The organism is Glutamicibacter sp. AGC46 (assembly GCF_053543715.1).
On the sequence record NZ_JBLVOJ010000025.1, the window covers coordinates 516,090 to 531,685 of the forward strand.

Below are 15,596 nucleotides of genomic sequence, written 5' to 3' on the forward strand. Positions count from 1 at the left end.
CCCCCCCCGGGGGCAATGAAGCCTCGGTGCGTTGTCTCCGCGTTAGCCTACGGCGACGCGCAGTTCGTTGTTCCAAGGGTCCCGGAAGCGAAGTTCGGCTCCGGTGTGGTGGTTTGCCACCTTGGCGTAGGCCAGCCGCTCGGCCAGCTTGCCCACTTCTTCTTCGGTCGGGACGTTGATCAGCACTTCACCCAGCCCCAGCGTGTCCTTGCGCGGGCCGGCTCCGCGCGAGTTCCAGACGTTCATGGCCATATGGTGGTGGTACCCGCCAGCCGAGACGAACAGTGCCTGCTCGCCCAGGGTGGTGGTTTCGTCAAAGCCCAGGGTGCTGACGTAGAACTGGCGGGCGGTTGCGACATCGCCCACCTGCAGGTGCACGTGGCCTACATCCGCGGCGGCCTTGCGCTGTTCGGCAATGGCCTGCTCGGTCAGGTGCTCATTGAGGAACTTGTTCGGATCCAGGTGGATGGTGTCCATGGCCACCTCGCCGCCGCTCCAGCTCCAGGTATCGCGCGGGCGGTCCCAGTACAGCTCGATGCCGTTGCCCTCCGGGTCGGTGAAGTAGAACGCTTCGGATACCAGGTGATCGGAGCTGCCCACGAAGCGGCTCTGGTCGAACTGGGCTGCCGACAGGACGGTCGCAGCCAGATCAGCCTTGGTGTCGAAGAGCAGCGCGGTATGGAACAGGCCCGCTTCGTTGCGCGATGGGAGCTGCAGTCCTGGCGCGTTCTGCAGGTTGACCAGTTCCTGGGTTCCGCGGCCCAGGCGGGTGCCTTCGGCTGATTCGGCCAGCACTTCAAGGCCCAGGGCCTTCTGGTAGTACTCGCTCATGGTTTTCATGTCGCCGACCTTGAGCTGGACTGCGTTCATGTGGGTGGTGGCCGCTAGTTTGTCTTGCTGGAGTACTGACATGGCAAGCTCCTTTTCCAAGTGCATCGATTCCTTATTGATTAACAGCCTATCGCAAATTACTTGATGCTTCAATGAAATTGGGATGTTCAGCCGATCACAGCGAATTCTGTTCCGGGGATGGCATTAGCCTCCCCTGCTCGCACACCAAGAACCCCGCTGCAAAAACTACGAAGGCCATCCGGATTTCCTTGCGGCGGCAGGGTCGCTGTTTGCCAGTGCCATAGAACTCACCAGCAGTGGCGGATCGGAGAATCGCGGTACGGCCACCCGGGTTGCCGATGGCGATGGCGACACCATGGATGCCAAGGTGGCGGGCGCAGAAACTCGAGTCCAGCTGCTGAACATCGACATCCCCGAAGCCATTCACCCGGGCAATGGGGTCAAATGCCTCGGGCCAGCGGCTGCCGAATATCTTGAGCACGCCCTGCCGGCAGGACAAAGAGTCAGCTTGGGATTACAACGTGCCCCGCACGGACCATGCGTGCCGGACCCTTGCGGCCGTCCCTGGAAGCGATCTGCCCATCAATAGAGATATCGCCCGCGCGTTCCCCTCGAAGCGCCGCGATAACGCACGCCTGCCAGGCGACCGAATGCTTGAAACCGTTCACTAACGGTATCTGGCCTGCAGGATTGCCACCGCGCGATCATCGGCAATATAGACCAGTCAATTAGCTTCATCAATGCGGCGCAACCACGCGCCAGCCAGGGCATGCTTCAACAGTTCAGGCTTGCCAATACCCTCAAATGGGTCACAGCGCAGCACAGCCTCAATCAACGCATGGATACGCCTGAGCGTTTTGCGATCTTGGGTCTGCCAGTGGAAATAGTCTTCACAGCCGGCAGCCGTCCAGGTCAGCAGTCTTTCACTCAGGGATCAATAGGTCCACGCTCGGACACTTGGCTACCGCGTACCGCTTCCAGCGAAGCAAGCAGGCGGAGCGCATTCCTCGGCGAGCGCAGAAGGTAGCTCGTTTCCACCAGAGAGTCATACTCATCTTTTGACATGAGGACTGCAGATCCGCGCTTTGACAAGATCTCCACTTCGGCATGGTCAAGATTGACTCGTTCGATCAAGCCGAAAAGATCGCGGCGCGCCTCACTCGCTGTGATTGCCATGCCCATCCTTGGTCAGTACTGGATATGGTACAACTTCTAGCCGTCTTCGAGAGACTCTATCCCCAAATGCAACCCGATCCCTGCTTCCATGGGGCATCGCAGTTGATACTCAGATTTCACGGAAAATGGGCTGCCCGGACAAAGCCGCTTGGCTTTAACCATGGGTCACCCAGTCCCATTTCCTGGTGGGCACTATATTGAGGATAGGTCTGGACTGCTCGTGGATCCGGATCAGTCAACAGCACGTTTCTACCCGCTTCACCCGCTATCGTCGCGAGCGAAACCGTCGATGCTGCAACAACCACACGGCCCAACGAGCTCGCCGATCAGGCAGATTCCACAGCGGCCCCGGGCCACACTGCAGCCACTGCATTCCATGCCATTGCCCCGGCGTACGGGTTGCATCCGCGAGGATCGGTAAAACCACTGCCCTGGAAATGCAGCATTAACAGCCCTGGCCGAAGACCTCAAGGCCAACAACGAAGAAGCCTGCGTCCGGGCAGTCGGACCCCAGAAATAATGCAAGGCCACACGCCGCGGCTGCAGACGGGATATCGGGAATAAACTGCTAGCTGGGCTCTGGTCACCGCGTCACCAGGGACCGGAATTCAGTCCGACTTCGCACAGCAATCATGGGGTGGCCCGGTTTATATCGGTGGCGATCTTCCACTCGCTAGGACTTCCAAGTATATTGACTGGTGATCCACCTCACCTTGGGTTTTGGTGGTTTACCCAGAGCTACGGAAGGTTAGTTGTGAGCGTTACCGAAGAATTCAGAGCAGCCCGTGACCGTCTCCTGGAGCTAAGGGAGGATTACCACCAGGCTCGCGCCGAGTTCACCTGGCCGGAATTCACCCATTTCAATTTCGGCTTCGACTGGTTCGACCACGTCGCCCGGGATCCGCAGCGCTCCGAGCGCCCAGCACTGGTCATCGCCAAATCCGACGGCAGCTGCACCCAGCGGACCTGGGCCGAACTATCAACCCGGTCCACCCAACTTGCGCGCTGGCTCAGCGACCAGGGCATCAAGCGCGGGGATTCAATCGCCATCATGCTGGGCAACCAGGTCGAGCTTTGGGAATCGATGCTGGCAGGCATCAAGCTGGGGGCGGTCATGGTCCCGTGCACCACGCAGCTGACGCCCACCGATCTGGCCGACCGCATTGCCCGCGGCCACATCCAATGGGTCGTCACCAACGAGGGCGAAATCCCCAAGTTCGAATCGGTGCCGGGCGATTACACGCTGATCCAGATCGGCGGGCAGCCACCGGCTGGCATCCTCGACTACTCCCAGTCATCCTCGGCAGAAGCGGCCTTCGCCCTGGAGCACCCGACCCGCGCCGATGAAACGCTGCTGCGCTATTTCACTTCCGGCACCACCTCGAAGGCCAAGCTGGTCGAGCATACGCATACCTCGTATCCGGTCGGGCACTTGAGCACGATGTTCTGGATCGGCCTCGAACCAGGCGATGTCCACCTGAACGTCGCCTCGCCGGGCTGGGCAAAGCACGCGTGGTCCAACTTCTTCACCCCGTGGATCGCCGAAGCCACGGTCTTCATCTACAACTATGACCGCTTCGACCCAGTGGCCCTGATGAACCAGATGGACGCCCAGCAGGTCACCAGCTTCTGCGCGCCACCGACGGTCTGGCGCCTGCTCATCCAGGCCGACCTCGGTGCGCTGGAGCATCCGCCGCAGAAACTGGTCTCGGCCGGCGAGCCGCTGAACGCAGAGGTCATCGACCAGGTCCACAAGGCCTGGGGGCAGGTGATCCGCGACGGGTTCGGGCAGACCGAAACCACGGTGCAGATCGCCAATCCCCCGGCAGAGCCCATCACCATCGGCGCCATGGGGCGCCCGATGCCCGGCTACGAGATCGTGCTGCGCGATCCGGCCACCGGGGAAGAAGGCGATGTGGGCGAGATCTGCCTGGTCACCGCCCAGCGCCCGCTGGGGCTGATGAAAGGCTATTTCGAGAACGAGGAAAAGACCAATGAGGTCTTCCGGGACGGGGTCTACCACACCGGGGATATCGCCGAGCGGGACGAACGCGGCGTCCTGACCTATGTGGGGCGCGCCGATGACGTCTTCAAATCCAGCGACTACAAGATCAGCCCTTTCGAACTCGAATCGGTTCTGATTGAGCATCCGGGCGTGGCCGAAGCGGCCGTCGTTCCAGCACCGGATGAGCTGCGGCTCACGGTGCCCAAGGCCTACATCGTCGCTTCCGGCGGGCATGAGCCCGGACCGGAATTGGCCGAATCGATCCTGGCCTACTGCCGCGAGCACCTTGCGGCCTTCAAGCGCATCCGCCGGCTGGAATTCGCGGACCTGCCCAAGACGATCTCGGGCAAGATCCGACGGGTGGAGCTGCGCCAGGCTGAAGAGGACCGGCACCGCGCCGGCGCCCCGGCGGGCACCGAATACAGGGACACCGACTTCCCGAATCTCAAGGGGTAGAGACCTCGAGCATCCAGGGCGCGTTCCGGACATGGCTTCGGCAGGCGCCCTGGATTTTTCTCTTCCCTCGAAACTTTCGCCAGCCCATCGCTACTCCCCTTCCTCGCGTCAAGCCGCCAGGGTTCGCATCGGGTTTATTTCCAGAGGTTTCCCGCTTAAGAAGCCAATAGTTTACATCGTGAGCTGACACTCATACTATGAGTTCTCATGCCGTGGCTTATGTCACACTGCTCCCCGATTCCTCTAGAACGGATCCAACATGTCCGATATCGCGATTCTGATAAATACCGCGGTGGCCGTGCTTGCCGCCGTGGTGCTTATCGTGAGATTCAAGGTCAACCCAGTCATCGCCTTGGTCATTGGCTCGCTCTACCTGGGCCTATCCACCGGCTTGGGAGTCACCAAGACCATCGAGACCATCACCCAGGGTTTCGGCGACATCATGGTGGAAGTCGGACTGCTGGTGGCTTTCGGCGTGCTGATGGGTTCCATCCTCAATGAGACCGGCGCCATCCGCCGCCTGGTCGAGCACCTGCTGAACACCTTCGGCCCCAAACGACTGCCATACACCATGGCGTTGGCTGTCAGCACCGCGTTGCAGACCATTTTCCTCGATGTGCTGCTGGTCATCGCGGCCCCCTTGGCCCGGCGCATGGCGCCGAAAATCGGCAAGCACGGAACCGCGCGCATTGCCACGGCCATGGCCATCGCCGGCGAGGTCGGCATCGTCCTCATGGTTCCTGGCGTCGGCGCGGTCGCCTTGGCCGGCATGCTTGAAGTTCCCCTGGGCAAGATGCTGATCTTCGGCCTGCTGGTCGTCGTGCCCACGGTCTTGATTTCCGTCGCCATCATGTCCTTCTTCTTCGACCGCGGCTTCTGGAAAGCCGAGAGCGATGAGCAGCTGCTGGCGCAAGACGAGCCGACACCGGGAACCCGCAAGCTGGAGCGCGGCGAAGGGACCGGCCAGGATGCTGCACGCACCGGCAGCGCCGGAACGGCCGCCGCGGCCACCGCGGTGCAGACCGGGCAGCGCCGCGAGGCGCCCCTGTTCCTGCTCTTCCTGCCGCTGCTCGCATCCTTGCTGCTCATCGCCAGCGGCGCGCTGGCCGAAATCCTCGGCTATGAGGCCAGCTGGATCCAGCTGGTCGGCAATCCGGTAGTTGCCCTGCTCATCGGCCTGGTCGGAACGATCGCCGTGGCACGCTACACCATCGGCCAGAAGGCGATTGACCGCGGCGTGGCCAGCGGGTTCAGGGAGAGCGGGCAGATCCTGCTGCTGACCGGTGTCGGCGGCTCCTTGGCAGCCACGGTTTCCACGGCTGGATTGGGCGACATCATGGGCCAGTTCTTCTCGGCCAGCACCGTTGCACCACTGGTAGTGGTCTGGGGCATCGCGGCCCTGCTTCACATTGCCGTTGGCTCGGTGACCCTTTCCGGAATTACTGCGGCAAGCCTCTTGGCACCGATCGCCCCGAGCCTGGGCATCGACCCGGTGCTCATCGCGTTGGCGGCAGGTTCCGGAGCGCTGTTCATGGTCCACGTCACCTCGAACACCTTCTGGCTCCTGCAGTCGTTGTTCGGGCAGACCGTGCGCGGTGCGCTGAAGACCGTCAGCGTAGGCGTCTCGGTCGCATCCATCGTGGCCCTTGGAATGGTCATGATCCTCAACATCTTCATTTAGCGCGACAGCAAAGGAACGGCAGAACATGTCAGAGCACATCGCCCCATTGAAGGGTGTCCGCGTTCTCGAATTGGGCAACTACATTGCCGCCCCCACTGCAGGCCGGCTCCTGGCGGACTTCGGCGCCGAGGTCATCAAGGTGGAACGCCCGGGAACCGGGGACGAGCTGCGAAATTGGCGGCTCAAGAAGGGCAGCGTCTCGATGCTGTACCGGACGATCAACCGCAACAAGAAGTCCATCGTCCTGGACCTGCGCAGCGACGCCGGCCGGGAGGCCGTGCTGGAACTGGCCAAGCACTGCGATGTGCTGCTGGAAAACTTTCGTCCGGGCACCTTGGAGAAGTGGGGCCTGGGTCCAGAGGAACTCAGCGCCGTGAATCCGGACCTGGTGATCACGCGCATCTCGGCCTTCGGCCAGACCGGTCCGCTCTCCGCGCGCCCGGGCTTTGCCGCCGTGGCCGAAGCCTTCAGCGGCTTCCGCAATCTGGTGGGCGATCCAGATCGCGCGCCGGTTCGTGTCGGCGTATCGATTGGCGATTCCATTGCCGGACTGTATGCCGCGTTCGGCGCGGTGATGGCGCTCTACCAGCGGGAGATGGCGCGCGGGGAAAAGGCCTCCCTCGGGTTGGACCATCGCGTGATCGATGTGGCGCTGCACGAGGCGATGTTCTCCATGATGGAATCTTTGCTCCCGGACCACGGCGCCTACGGCGAAACCCGGACCCGCACCGGTGGACGCATGGAAGGCATTGCGCCATCCAATGCCTATGTCTGCGCCGATGGGGCCAGCATTGTGGTCGCCGGAAACGGTGACGGGATCTACCGCCGCTACATGGAAGCCATCGGCAGGCCGGAGCTCGGGGCCGATCCGCGGCTGCAGGGCAATGCCCAGCGTTGGGAGGCCAGGGAAATGCTGGATGCCGCCATTGGCCAGTGGGCCGCAAGCGTGGATTCGAGCACGGCCCTGGCCATCCTCGATGCGGCAGGAGTTCCTGCCGGCCCGATCTACACCGCAAAGGACATTGCCAACGAGCCGCAATACATCTCCCGGAACATGATCCAGCATCTGGATGTCTCCACCGGCGAGGAAACCTTGCAAGGTGTCGGCTTCCCCGGCATCGTGCCGGTCATGGGAGGGACCTCGCTGCCCATTCGGAATCTCGGCCCCGACCTCGGGGAGCATACCGAACAAGTACTGGGCGGATTGCTGGGAATGACCGATGCGCAAATTGCGCAAGCCTCGGCTGGCGAAAGGAATATCGCGTGAGCTACTCATTCACCCCCGCAGCCGCGTTGCGCGACGTCACGCTGCGTGACGGGCTGCAGCTGACCGGGAAGCTGCTGAGCACCCCGGAGAAAATCAGGACCGTGCGCGAGTTGATCCGGCTCGGAGTCCAGGAAATCGAGCTCGGCTCCATGGCGCGTGCCGACCTGGTGCCGCCCATGGCCAATACCCTCGATGTTGCCCGGGGGCTGCGCCCGGACGAGCTGGAACGCTGCTGGATCTGGGTGGCGACCCCGGGGCATGTGGCCAAGGCGGCCAAGGCGGGCCTCCGGAACTTCCAGTATTGCCTCTCTGTTTCTGATGCGCACAACCAGGCGAATATCGGGCGCAGCACGGAGGCGAGCCTCGCCGCCCTGCCAGAAGCCGTGCGCTATGCCCAGGAAGCCGGCGGGCGCATCCAGCTGTGCCTGGCCACCTCGTTCACCTGCCCTTTCGAGGGGCAGGTCCCCGCCGAGCGCGTGCTGGAGATCGCCAATGATCCACGGGCCGAGGGCACCTGCGACATCGTCATCTGCGACACCCTGGGCCAAGCAGTTCCGGCACAGGTCGCCTCGCTCATCTCCAGGGTCCGCGGCGAAACCCCGCAACGGCGCATCGTGTTCCACGGCCACGATACCTGGGGGCTGGGTGTTGCCAATACGCTGGCAGCCATTTCGGCAGGAGCCACCCTGGTTGATGGAGCGCTCGGCGGCCTGGGAGGCTGTCCTTTCGCCCCCGGGGCCAGCGGGAACACTTCCAGCGAGGACATCCTGTTCGCCACCCAGCCGCCATGGCTCACGCCGCAGCGCTTTGCCGGGCTCGTCGGGCTCTCCGAATCCTTGCTGCAGGAGCTGGGCGAGCCGAACCGTTCCAAGTCGGCCCAGGGGGCGCGTTCCAAGGCAGAAGCCTTTGCCTGGGTGATCTCCTCTGATGCCACCCCGGATTGCGGTACCAGCCTCTAGTGCCGCTATTGCCTGGTGCCGCCGCAGCCCTCGGACCGGGCGGGCGGCGCTAGGCGGAAGGCCGGTGGGTTTCGCCCGGGAAGCGTCCGCCGATCAGCCGGGTCATCCGTTCAGCGGTGTCCAGCAACGGCTCGATCCAGCTCTGGCAGGTCTCCCGCGGCATGCGCAGGGTGGGTCCGCTGATGGTCACCGCCGCCACGAGGCCCGCTGCGGAATCGAAGACCGGTGCGGACAGTCCCGAGGCCCCGCTTTCACGCTCCCCCGTGGTGATCGCGAAGCCATCGGCGCGGGTCTGCTGAACCGCTTGCTCCAGGTTGGCCATGCCTGTAATCGTGGCATCGGTCAACGGCTGCAGCTGTGATTCCTGCAACCGCTGCATGAGCTCCGGCTTCCAGGCCAGCAGCACGCGGCCGGCAGATCCGGCATGCAATGGGGCGAGCTCACCCAGGTGCATTTCCCTGCGCAGCGCGTGGCGAGTTTCGGCAATGCCCACGCACACGCGGAATTGCTGCTCGGCACGGAAAAGGCAGGCTGTTTCGCCGGTGAAGTCACGCAGTTCGCGCAGCGACGGGCTGATGACGTCCAGCACTTCCCGCCCCCGGGTCGCCGGCGCGGCCCAGTAGGCCATCTTCATCCCGATGCGGAAGCCGTCATCCTCGCGGTCCAAGAAACCCTGCCCCACCAAATTCGCGACAAGACGCTGCACCGTGGAGGCAGGCAAATCCGTTGCTTCACGGATATCGGCCAAGTTCATCACCGGCTGGCGCAGTGAAAAGGAATCGAGGATGCAACTGATTTTTCCCAAGACCAACAGGGGGTTGTGCTTCTTGGCGGGGGTCTCTTCCTTTGGCATATTCCAGACGCTAGACCATCGGCATCTGCGAGTCCAGTTGCCTGCCCGGCACTGCTCGCAGGCGCCTTGGCCAGCCTGCCACCGGCAGCGTCCCCGCCAGCGGGTTCAGCCGGATCGGGCGTTCGGTCACTATGCATGCCCGCATTGGAAGCTACTGGACAAAATTCGTGAAGTTCAGCACCTGCACCGCGCATGGTGACGCAACAATTCGCCAGAACTGTGCACTGAAGTATATTGAATCCTGAAGACCGAAGAATTCTGTCGGGCGCAGGCGCCCATCACGCAAAGGACCCCCATGGGCAATACCGAGAAGTTCCGGGCAGCACGCGATCTGCTGCTGGCAGCACGCGATGACTACGACCGGGCTCGGGCAGAGTTCACGTGGCCGGAATTCACCGATTTCAACTTTGCCTACGACTGGTTCGACGAGGTAGCCAAGGACCCGGCGCGAGCCAATGAACCAGCACTGATCCTGACCGAACCCGATGGCAGCTCGGCACGCTACAGCTGGGCCGAACTTTCGCGCCGCTCCACCCAGGTGGCCCGCTGGCTTGCCGACGAAGGCCTGCAGCGCGGCGATACCATCATCGTCATGCTGGGCAACGAGGTGGCGCTCTGGGAAGTGATGCTCGCCGGCATGAAGCTCGGTGCGGTCATCATCCCGACCACCACGCAGCTGGTCAGCGCGGACCTCGCCGACCGCATCGAGCGCGGCAACGCGAACTGGGTGATCACCAGCCATGACCAGGTCGCCAAATTCGAAGCAGTCCCCGGGGACTACCGGATCGTGCAAGTCCGCGGGCAGGCCGCCGAAGGGACCTTGCAATATGCCAAGTCCCACGACGCTCCGGCCGAATTCCGCCTGGACTCCCCGACCCTGGCCGATGAGAACATGCTGCTCTACTTCACCTCGGGCACCACCTCGTTGGCGAAATTGGTCCAGCACACCCATACCTCGTACACCATCGGCCACCTGGCAACGATGTTCTGGATCGGCCTGGAACCAGGCGATGTCCATCTGAATGTGGCGTCCCCCGGGTGGGGCAAGCACGCCTGGTCGAATTTCTTCGGCCCGTGGATCGCCGAAGCGACGGTCTTCGTCTACAACTACGAGCGCTTTGATCCGCTGGCGCTGATGAACCAGATGGATATGGAGAAGGTCACCAGCTTCTGCGCACCGCCCACCGTCTGGCGCTACCTGATCCAGGCGGACTTAGGCAGCTTGCAGACTCCCCCGCGCAAGCTGGTCTCTGCCGGCGAGCCGTTGAACGCCGAAGTCATCGACCAGGTGCGCACCGCGTGGGGGCAGGTGATCCGTGATGGCTACGGGCAGACCGAGACCACCGTGCAGATTGCCAATTCGCCGGGTACCGAGGTGAAGGTCGGCGCGATGGGCCGCCCGATGCCGGGCTATGCGGTGGAGCTGCGCAATCCGACCACCGGGCAGCTGGCCGAAATCGGGGAAATCTGCCTGCGACTCGATCCCCGGCCTGCCGGGTTGATGAAGGGCTATTTCGCCGATCCGGAGAAAACCGCCGAGGCGCTGCGTGGCGGCGTGTATCACACGGGAGATATCGCCGAACGCGATGATGAGGGCGTCTTGACCTATGTGGGGCGTGCCGACGACATCTTCAAATCCAGCGACTACAAGCTCAGCCCCTTCGAGCTGGAGTCAGTGGTCCTGGAGCATCCCGCGGTGGCCGAGGTGGCGGTGGTGCCTTCGCCGGATCCGCTGAAGCTCTCGGTGCCCAAGGCCTTTGTGGTGCTGGCATCGCACGTCGAGCCAGGCGCGGAGATCGCCAAGGACATCCTCGGCTTCTGCCGCGAGCACCTGGCTCCGTACAAGCGGATCCGGCGGCTCGAATTCACCGCGCTGCCCAAAACCATTTCAGGCAAGATCCGCCGCGTGGAGCTGCGCCTGGCCGAGGAAGAGCAGCATGCGGCCGGCACGACCCCGAGCGGCGAGTACCGCGATACCGACTTCCCTGAATTGAAAACGAGAGAATAGAGACTCTCCCTATTTTGCGAAATTACGTTATCAACAATTGATGATGCGGCAGGTGATACGACCATTCCAGAAACATGTTTGTTCTCACGTGTCATTTTAATTAGCCGACCCGATTCTCGAGTGAATCGATGCAGCGATAAGTTTAGAACAGAAAACTTTAATGTGCGACTTATCACTGCAGAGACGTTCTAAATAATGAAAACTCTGACAAAAATAGACCATAGCTTTTGTTATTTCATACTTCGATTCCGGTCCCACTAATTGCAAATTGCAGCATGGGCAAGCCAACCAAAGTAGACGATCTTTACGCCTAAAACGATGCCTTCCTGGCGGCTGCATAATCTTCACCAGAAAAGTCTCCTTGGAACACATCGTCATTCAATAGTTCAAGATACTGTTTGCAATTTTCTGAAGTAAAAACAAGATCACTTCCGTCTAAAAAGTTATCCGGCTTGAGCCCATGTTTTTCAAGCTTGTCACTGATACGAGCAATATCAAGCGATTCCAAATATCCTTTATTACAAACACTCAATGCTTTACGGCGAGAATAAGTATTCTTTCCCAAGAATGAGGTAAGTACCATTTTACTATCCTCATTAATCGGCAGAACCTCGGAAAGTGAAGCGACTAATCGCTTGCTCGCGATCTCAGCATTTTCAGGACTATTTGTAATACGCTCGAATGAATTGGGATTAAATATTATTATTTCTTCGTCACGTATTAAGAAGTCAAACTTTTCGTCAAACGATAATATGGGATCCTTCAGTAAATTAAAGGAGTCCGTTAGGTACCCACGTAAACTTTTTGACGGAAATTTAACGGGTGATGTCGCCCTAACAAAAATATTCCTAGTTCCATTAATCAAAGCAGAAATAGCATATAATCTCGGACGTCTGGTATTCATCTCCGTAGAAGTCACATTTTCATTCAAATGTCCAACCCTCAGAACGTCAAGCAAAGGAATGTCAATAAAATCATGTGTCGATGCTCTCAAAACATGACGTTCCGAACTCTCGTATTCACAATCAGGGTCAAAAGTAGGAATGTGTTGCAACGTTTCTACAGATTCGAGTGACTCCTTCACATATTGCTCAAAAATATCAACGACCTCGCCGCTGACATCAATGGGGCCAGAAAATACGTTCTTCCCAACCACCCATGAGACAATAAGGGACATTTCAAAATCTGGCATCATTTTCTCCGGCCCGCAGTTTGCTGAAGAAACACATCGTCTGTGATTCTCTGAAAATATACTTCGTCCCCCACGCGTACAGGGACCTTTGTCACCAAAAACCTTTCAGCGGTTCTCTTGTCCAAGATTGTAGAATCAACGCATTCGACTACCAAAATCCTGTATCCGAATATTAGTAACAGAGGGTTGACCTGGATTAGATTTGACCTGATGGTTATTATCCAAGCCATACCCAGGTAGACAGCAGTCGCCCAAATCACGTATGGGTTGTCCATGGCCGCAGTTAGCAGCGGTAACAGATATCCGGCAAGAAAGGCGACCGATTCATAACCGGCGTCCCGACGTGCTGTGATTGTAAGCTTCGTTGATGGTTTTTTCTTTACCCAGCGAAGCAGAATGAAAAGACCGAGAAGTCCGACAGCTGATAGCAACCACAAAATTAACCGTATCCATATAAAGTCCGTCCCTCTCGCTTGTGCGGAGAGCAAAAGGAAAACGGGCGTGTATGAAGCAAGAAAAAATATGCTCTTCATTTCGCACACCCCCGTTAGATACCGTAAATCAATTCATCCTATCTCAGAATCCGTGTTCGATCTTTCGAATGACGGCCGTTTATACTTGAATGCTAATTTTGGCGAACTGCTCTCTAGGTTTTAGATTCATCTCATTTGGTGACACCTATCAAGAAGTTTATTTTCCTTTCAGTGCATCGACGATGCCCTTGCCCAGATAGAAGGCGCCATCGGCGTACCAGGCCAGCATCAGCAGCTGGCGCGCCGGCTTGGGCAGCCAGGCGAACTTGCCGCTCTTGGCCAGGACCAGGTGCGCTGCCGCGCCGGAGGCCAGTACGGCAGCACCCGAACCCATCAGCGCTTTCGGATTCCAGTTGTGCCGGTACAGCAGCCGTTCCAGGCCCTTGGCCTCGCGCTCCTGCTCAGCCAGTGCGGACTTCAAGGTCTTGAACGGGCCGCCGGTGGCAATGACCCTGCGGTCTTCGGGCAGCGGGCGGCCGGTGAGGTAATCGATGCTGCGCGGATCGAAGCCGAAGAGCGAGACCAGGCGCTTCATATCCTTCAGGTCCCCGCTGCTGCACAGCAGCTGCTGGGCCTCGGAGCGGTCGGCCGGATCCGAAATCAGCTGCTCGATGATCTGCATTTCTTCTTCGTCCCAGCCAAAGAGCAAGCTGTTGAGCTCATCCAGGCGCACCGCTGCCGGCGAACCGGCTTCCGGTTCCAGGATTGCCGTGCGTTCCAGGTCCACCACCATGGACACCGACGAACCGAACATGGTCCGGCGCGAGCCCTTGGCCTCGATGGTTGCGGTAATGGCATTGCCGGTACGGTCCAAGCACAGGTACGGGCGGTTCGAGCGCGAGATGCTCGGGGCATAGACCGGTTCCTTGGGCATGGCCATCAGCCCGGAGGCATTCTCCCAAACGGTGATCTCGTTCTCGGCAAAGCCTGCTGCCAGCACCAGTTCGGAGCCCTTGAGCTTCGGCCCGTGCAGCAGCTCGTTGGTGCCGCCGTACTCGCCAAGCTCTTCATCATCCGGGTTGGGGCCGTCAATTTCGTCCCCGTCAACCAGCACGTAGCTGGCACCGGTGGAGTTCTTCAGCTCGTGGACCAATTTGGTCACGCGCGAGCCTTCACGCAGTTTGCCCTTGGCATCGATGCGGTAGAGCACCGCATCACGGGCTTCGCTTACCGTGGCCACTTCGGCCGTTACTTCAGTGGAATTCTCACGCTCAACAGCTCCGCCGATAAAACCCAGCAGGCGGCGATCGGCCAGCGCGGTGCGTACCAGTTGTGCAGATTCAGGCTTGTCGCCCATGAAAATGAACTCTAGGTTGAGGTAGTTGAACTCGGTTGAATCCACGAAAAGTAACCCCTTTGGTTAGTTGGATATGGCGATAAGTCAATCATAGGCGGTAACCCGTGCCGTCCTGGCAGGCAGCGCCCGGGTGGTTGCCTGGCGCTAGCGCCGGCGCCGGGCGCGGAACCAGCGGACCGCGCCGAGGACGGTATTCCCAGTGGCATCAACAAAGCCGAGCACCAGCAGCAGCACGATTACCCAGGGTGGCGCCCAGGGCTGCTGCCAATGGGTGGCCGCAAGCACCAGCGAGAATACCAGGGCCTCGATGAGCCCCAGCGCCAGCTGCGCGGCGGGTTTCCACGACAACTTGTTGTACCATCGCGGCCTGGCACCGGAGGTGCGGGATTCGGTGATCAGTGCACGGCCCACTGCCCGGGCCATTGACACCGGTTCGATCCATCGCGCGTCCTCGGGAAGATCGGCGTCTTCCAGATAGCGGGCCAGGACCGGTGGATGCCCGAAGGTCTCCAGCACCCGCTGGGCCGACTGCAGGCTGCCGGTGCCCGCCAGCGCCTGCTTGAGCCGCTCGATGCGCTCGGCACCGACCACAAGCCCGGCCAGCTCGTCGAGTTCCTGGCCATCGACGCTGTCCTGGTTGGCGAGCAGCCAGTCCAGTTCGCGCCGGGCGGGTGTTGAGGCCTGCGGCCAGAAGGCGGGGCTGGCCGCGACCGGCCAGATGTGCACCCAGGCCGGGTGCCCGCCGAGCTTGGCCGGCTGCTTTTGGAACCAGAAGCTCGCGGTGAAGCGCGCGCCGGTGCGGCTGAGCATGATCGCCGGATGCTGGCTGGCAGCCAGCACGCCGCCCACCAGGAAGCCTTCGTGCACGGCCACGGCGGCGCCGGCGGATTCCTGCGGCAAGAGCTGCCAGCTGGTTTTGCTCGCGGCGGCCCACACCCCCATGTCCGGCTCGTTCAGCGCGCCGATGGCCACGGTCCGCCCCGGCGGCATGGCATCGAGCCGCGGATCCTCGATGGGCTCCCCGGTTTGCACCTCGGCGTCGTCCTGGTCGACGTACAGCGCACCGGTGCCCAGCTTCAGCGCCAACGCGAAGTCCTCGACCTGCTGGCCCAGCCTGATGGCGCCCGCGGGGCCAGCGAGCAGCAAGAGCCCCTCGTGGTTCACCGCAAGGCTGGCCTCGATCATCGCCAGCCCGTTCCAGGGCACCGGCACGGAGACCAGCGAGATCACTTCGCGGGCGGCCAGCAGCTCACGGACCTTGGCTTCGGCCTGCTGCGCCTGGGGTTCTTCGAAGAAAAGAGTCAGGGGGGGGCCCAG

Annotated in this window: 12 protein-coding genes; 5 read left to right on the forward strand and 7 right to left on the reverse strand. The window is 60.9% G+C overall.

The genetic code is table 11. From position 1 onward, the window contains the following. Positions 1-42 precede the first annotated feature (42 nt). The 3 genes from ACNPM8_RS17430 to ACNPM8_RS17440 form a co-directional block, all read right to left on the reverse strand. Positions 43-912, reverse strand: a complete 870-nt coding sequence (locus ACNPM8_RS17430; RefSeq protein ID WP_332489215.1) for a VOC family protein — start codon at positions 910-912, stop codon at positions 43-45. A gap of 664 nt (positions 913-1,576) precedes the next feature. Continuing rightward, positions 1,577-1,783 (reverse strand): Txe/YoeB family addiction module toxin, encoded by a 207-nt coding sequence (locus ACNPM8_RS17435; RefSeq protein WP_448940426.1) that lies wholly within the window; start codon positions 1,781-1,783, stop codon positions 1,577-1,579. Continuing rightward, a complete protein-coding gene (locus tag ACNPM8_RS17440) occupies positions 1,780-2,028 on the reverse strand; it encodes a type II toxin-antitoxin system Phd/YefM family antitoxin (RefSeq protein ID WP_133833449.1) in 249 nt (82 codons plus the stop codon). The genes ACNPM8_RS17435 and ACNPM8_RS17440 overlap by 4 nt, the downstream gene beginning before the upstream one ends. Before the next feature lie 754 nt (positions 2,029-2,782). Between ACNPM8_RS17440 and ACNPM8_RS17445 the strand changes: the two genes are divergently transcribed. The 4 genes from ACNPM8_RS17445 (at position 2,783) to ACNPM8_RS17460 (ending at position 8,396) form a co-directional block, all read left to right on the forward strand. Continuing rightward, positions 2,783-4,489, forward strand: a complete 1,707-nt coding sequence (locus tag ACNPM8_RS17445) for an AMP-binding protein (protein ID WP_448940298.1) — start codon at positions 2,783-2,785, stop codon at positions 4,487-4,489. A gap of 259 nt (positions 4,490-4,748) precedes the next feature. Continuing rightward, on the forward strand, positions 4,749-6,170 hold the full coding sequence (locus tag ACNPM8_RS17450) for a GntP family permease (protein WP_448940299.1): 1,422 nt from the start codon (positions 4,749-4,751) through the stop codon (positions 6,168-6,170). A gap of 25 nt (positions 6,171-6,195) precedes the next feature. After that, positions 6,196-7,437 carry a CaiB/BaiF CoA transferase family protein gene (locus ACNPM8_RS17455; protein WP_448940300.1) on the forward strand — a complete coding sequence of 414 codons (1,242 nt, stop codon included), beginning with the start codon at positions 6,196-6,198 and terminating at the stop codon, positions 7,435-7,437. Next, entirely contained in the window at positions 7,434-8,396 is a 963-nt protein-coding gene (locus tag ACNPM8_RS17460) for a hydroxymethylglutaryl-CoA lyase (RefSeq protein WP_448940301.1), read from the forward strand. Before ACNPM8_RS17455 ends, ACNPM8_RS17460 begins: the two co-directional genes overlap by 4 nt. Positions 8,397-8,445: 49 nt before the next feature. Here the strand turns inward: ACNPM8_RS17460 and ACNPM8_RS17465 are convergent, their stop codons facing one another. Further along, entirely contained in the window at positions 8,446-9,249 is an 804-nt protein-coding gene (locus ACNPM8_RS17465; RefSeq protein ID WP_448940302.1) for an IclR family transcriptional regulator, read from the reverse strand. 295 nt (positions 9,250-9,544) lie between these two features. Between ACNPM8_RS17465 and ACNPM8_RS17470 the strand changes: the two genes are divergently transcribed. After that, positions 9,545-11,257, forward strand: coding sequence for an AMP-binding protein (locus ACNPM8_RS17470; protein ID WP_448940303.1), 1,713 nt, complete (start codon positions 9,545-9,547; stop codon positions 11,255-11,257). Between the two features lie 310 nt (positions 11,258-11,567). Here ACNPM8_RS17470 and ACNPM8_RS17475 read toward each other — a convergent pair whose 3' ends face one another. The 3 genes from ACNPM8_RS17475 to ACNPM8_RS17485 all read right to left on the reverse strand — a co-directional run. Beyond that, positions 11,568-12,449, reverse strand: coding sequence for a Kiwa anti-phage protein KwaB-like domain-containing protein (locus tag ACNPM8_RS17475; protein ID WP_448940304.1), 882 nt, complete (start codon positions 12,447-12,449; stop codon positions 11,568-11,570). A gap of 690 nt (positions 12,450-13,139) precedes the next feature. Then, on the reverse strand, positions 13,140-14,324 hold the full coding sequence (locus ACNPM8_RS17480) for a hypothetical protein (protein ID WP_448940305.1): 1,185 nt from the start codon (positions 14,322-14,324) through the stop codon (positions 13,140-13,142). A gap of 99 nt (positions 14,325-14,423) precedes the next feature. Then, the coding region (locus tag ACNPM8_RS17485) for a hypothetical protein (RefSeq protein WP_448940306.1) at positions 14,424-15,596 on the reverse strand (1,173 nt) is incomplete at its 5' end.

Bases quoted from the DNA above. Each gene is read 5' to 3' on its own strand.
- ACNPM8_RS17430 (WP_332489215.1), bottom strand. From the start codon at position 912: ATGTCAGTACTCCAGCAAGACAAACTAGCGGCCACCACCCACATGAAC.
- ACNPM8_RS17440 (WP_133833449.1), bottom strand. From the start codon at position 2,028: ATGGCAATCACAGCGAGTGAGGCGCGCCGCGATCTTTTCGGCTTGATC.
- ACNPM8_RS17450 (WP_448940299.1), top strand. From the start codon at position 4,749: ATGTCCGATATCGCGATTCTGATAAATACCGCGGTGGCCGTGCTTGCC.
- ACNPM8_RS17455 (WP_448940300.1), top strand. From the start codon at position 6,196: ATGTCAGAGCACATCGCCCCATTGAAGGGTGTCCGCGTTCTCGAATTG.
- ACNPM8_RS17465 (WP_448940302.1), bottom strand. From the start codon at position 9,249: ATGCCAAAGGAAGAGACCCCCGCCAAGAAGCACAACCCCCTGTTGGTC.
- ACNPM8_RS17470 (WP_448940303.1), top strand. From the start codon at position 9,545: ATGGGCAATACCGAGAAGTTCCGGGCAGCACGCGATCTGCTGCTGGCA.
- ACNPM8_RS17475 (WP_448940304.1), bottom strand. From the start codon at position 12,449: ATGCCAGATTTTGAAATGTCCCTTATTGTCTCATGGGTGGTTGGGAAG.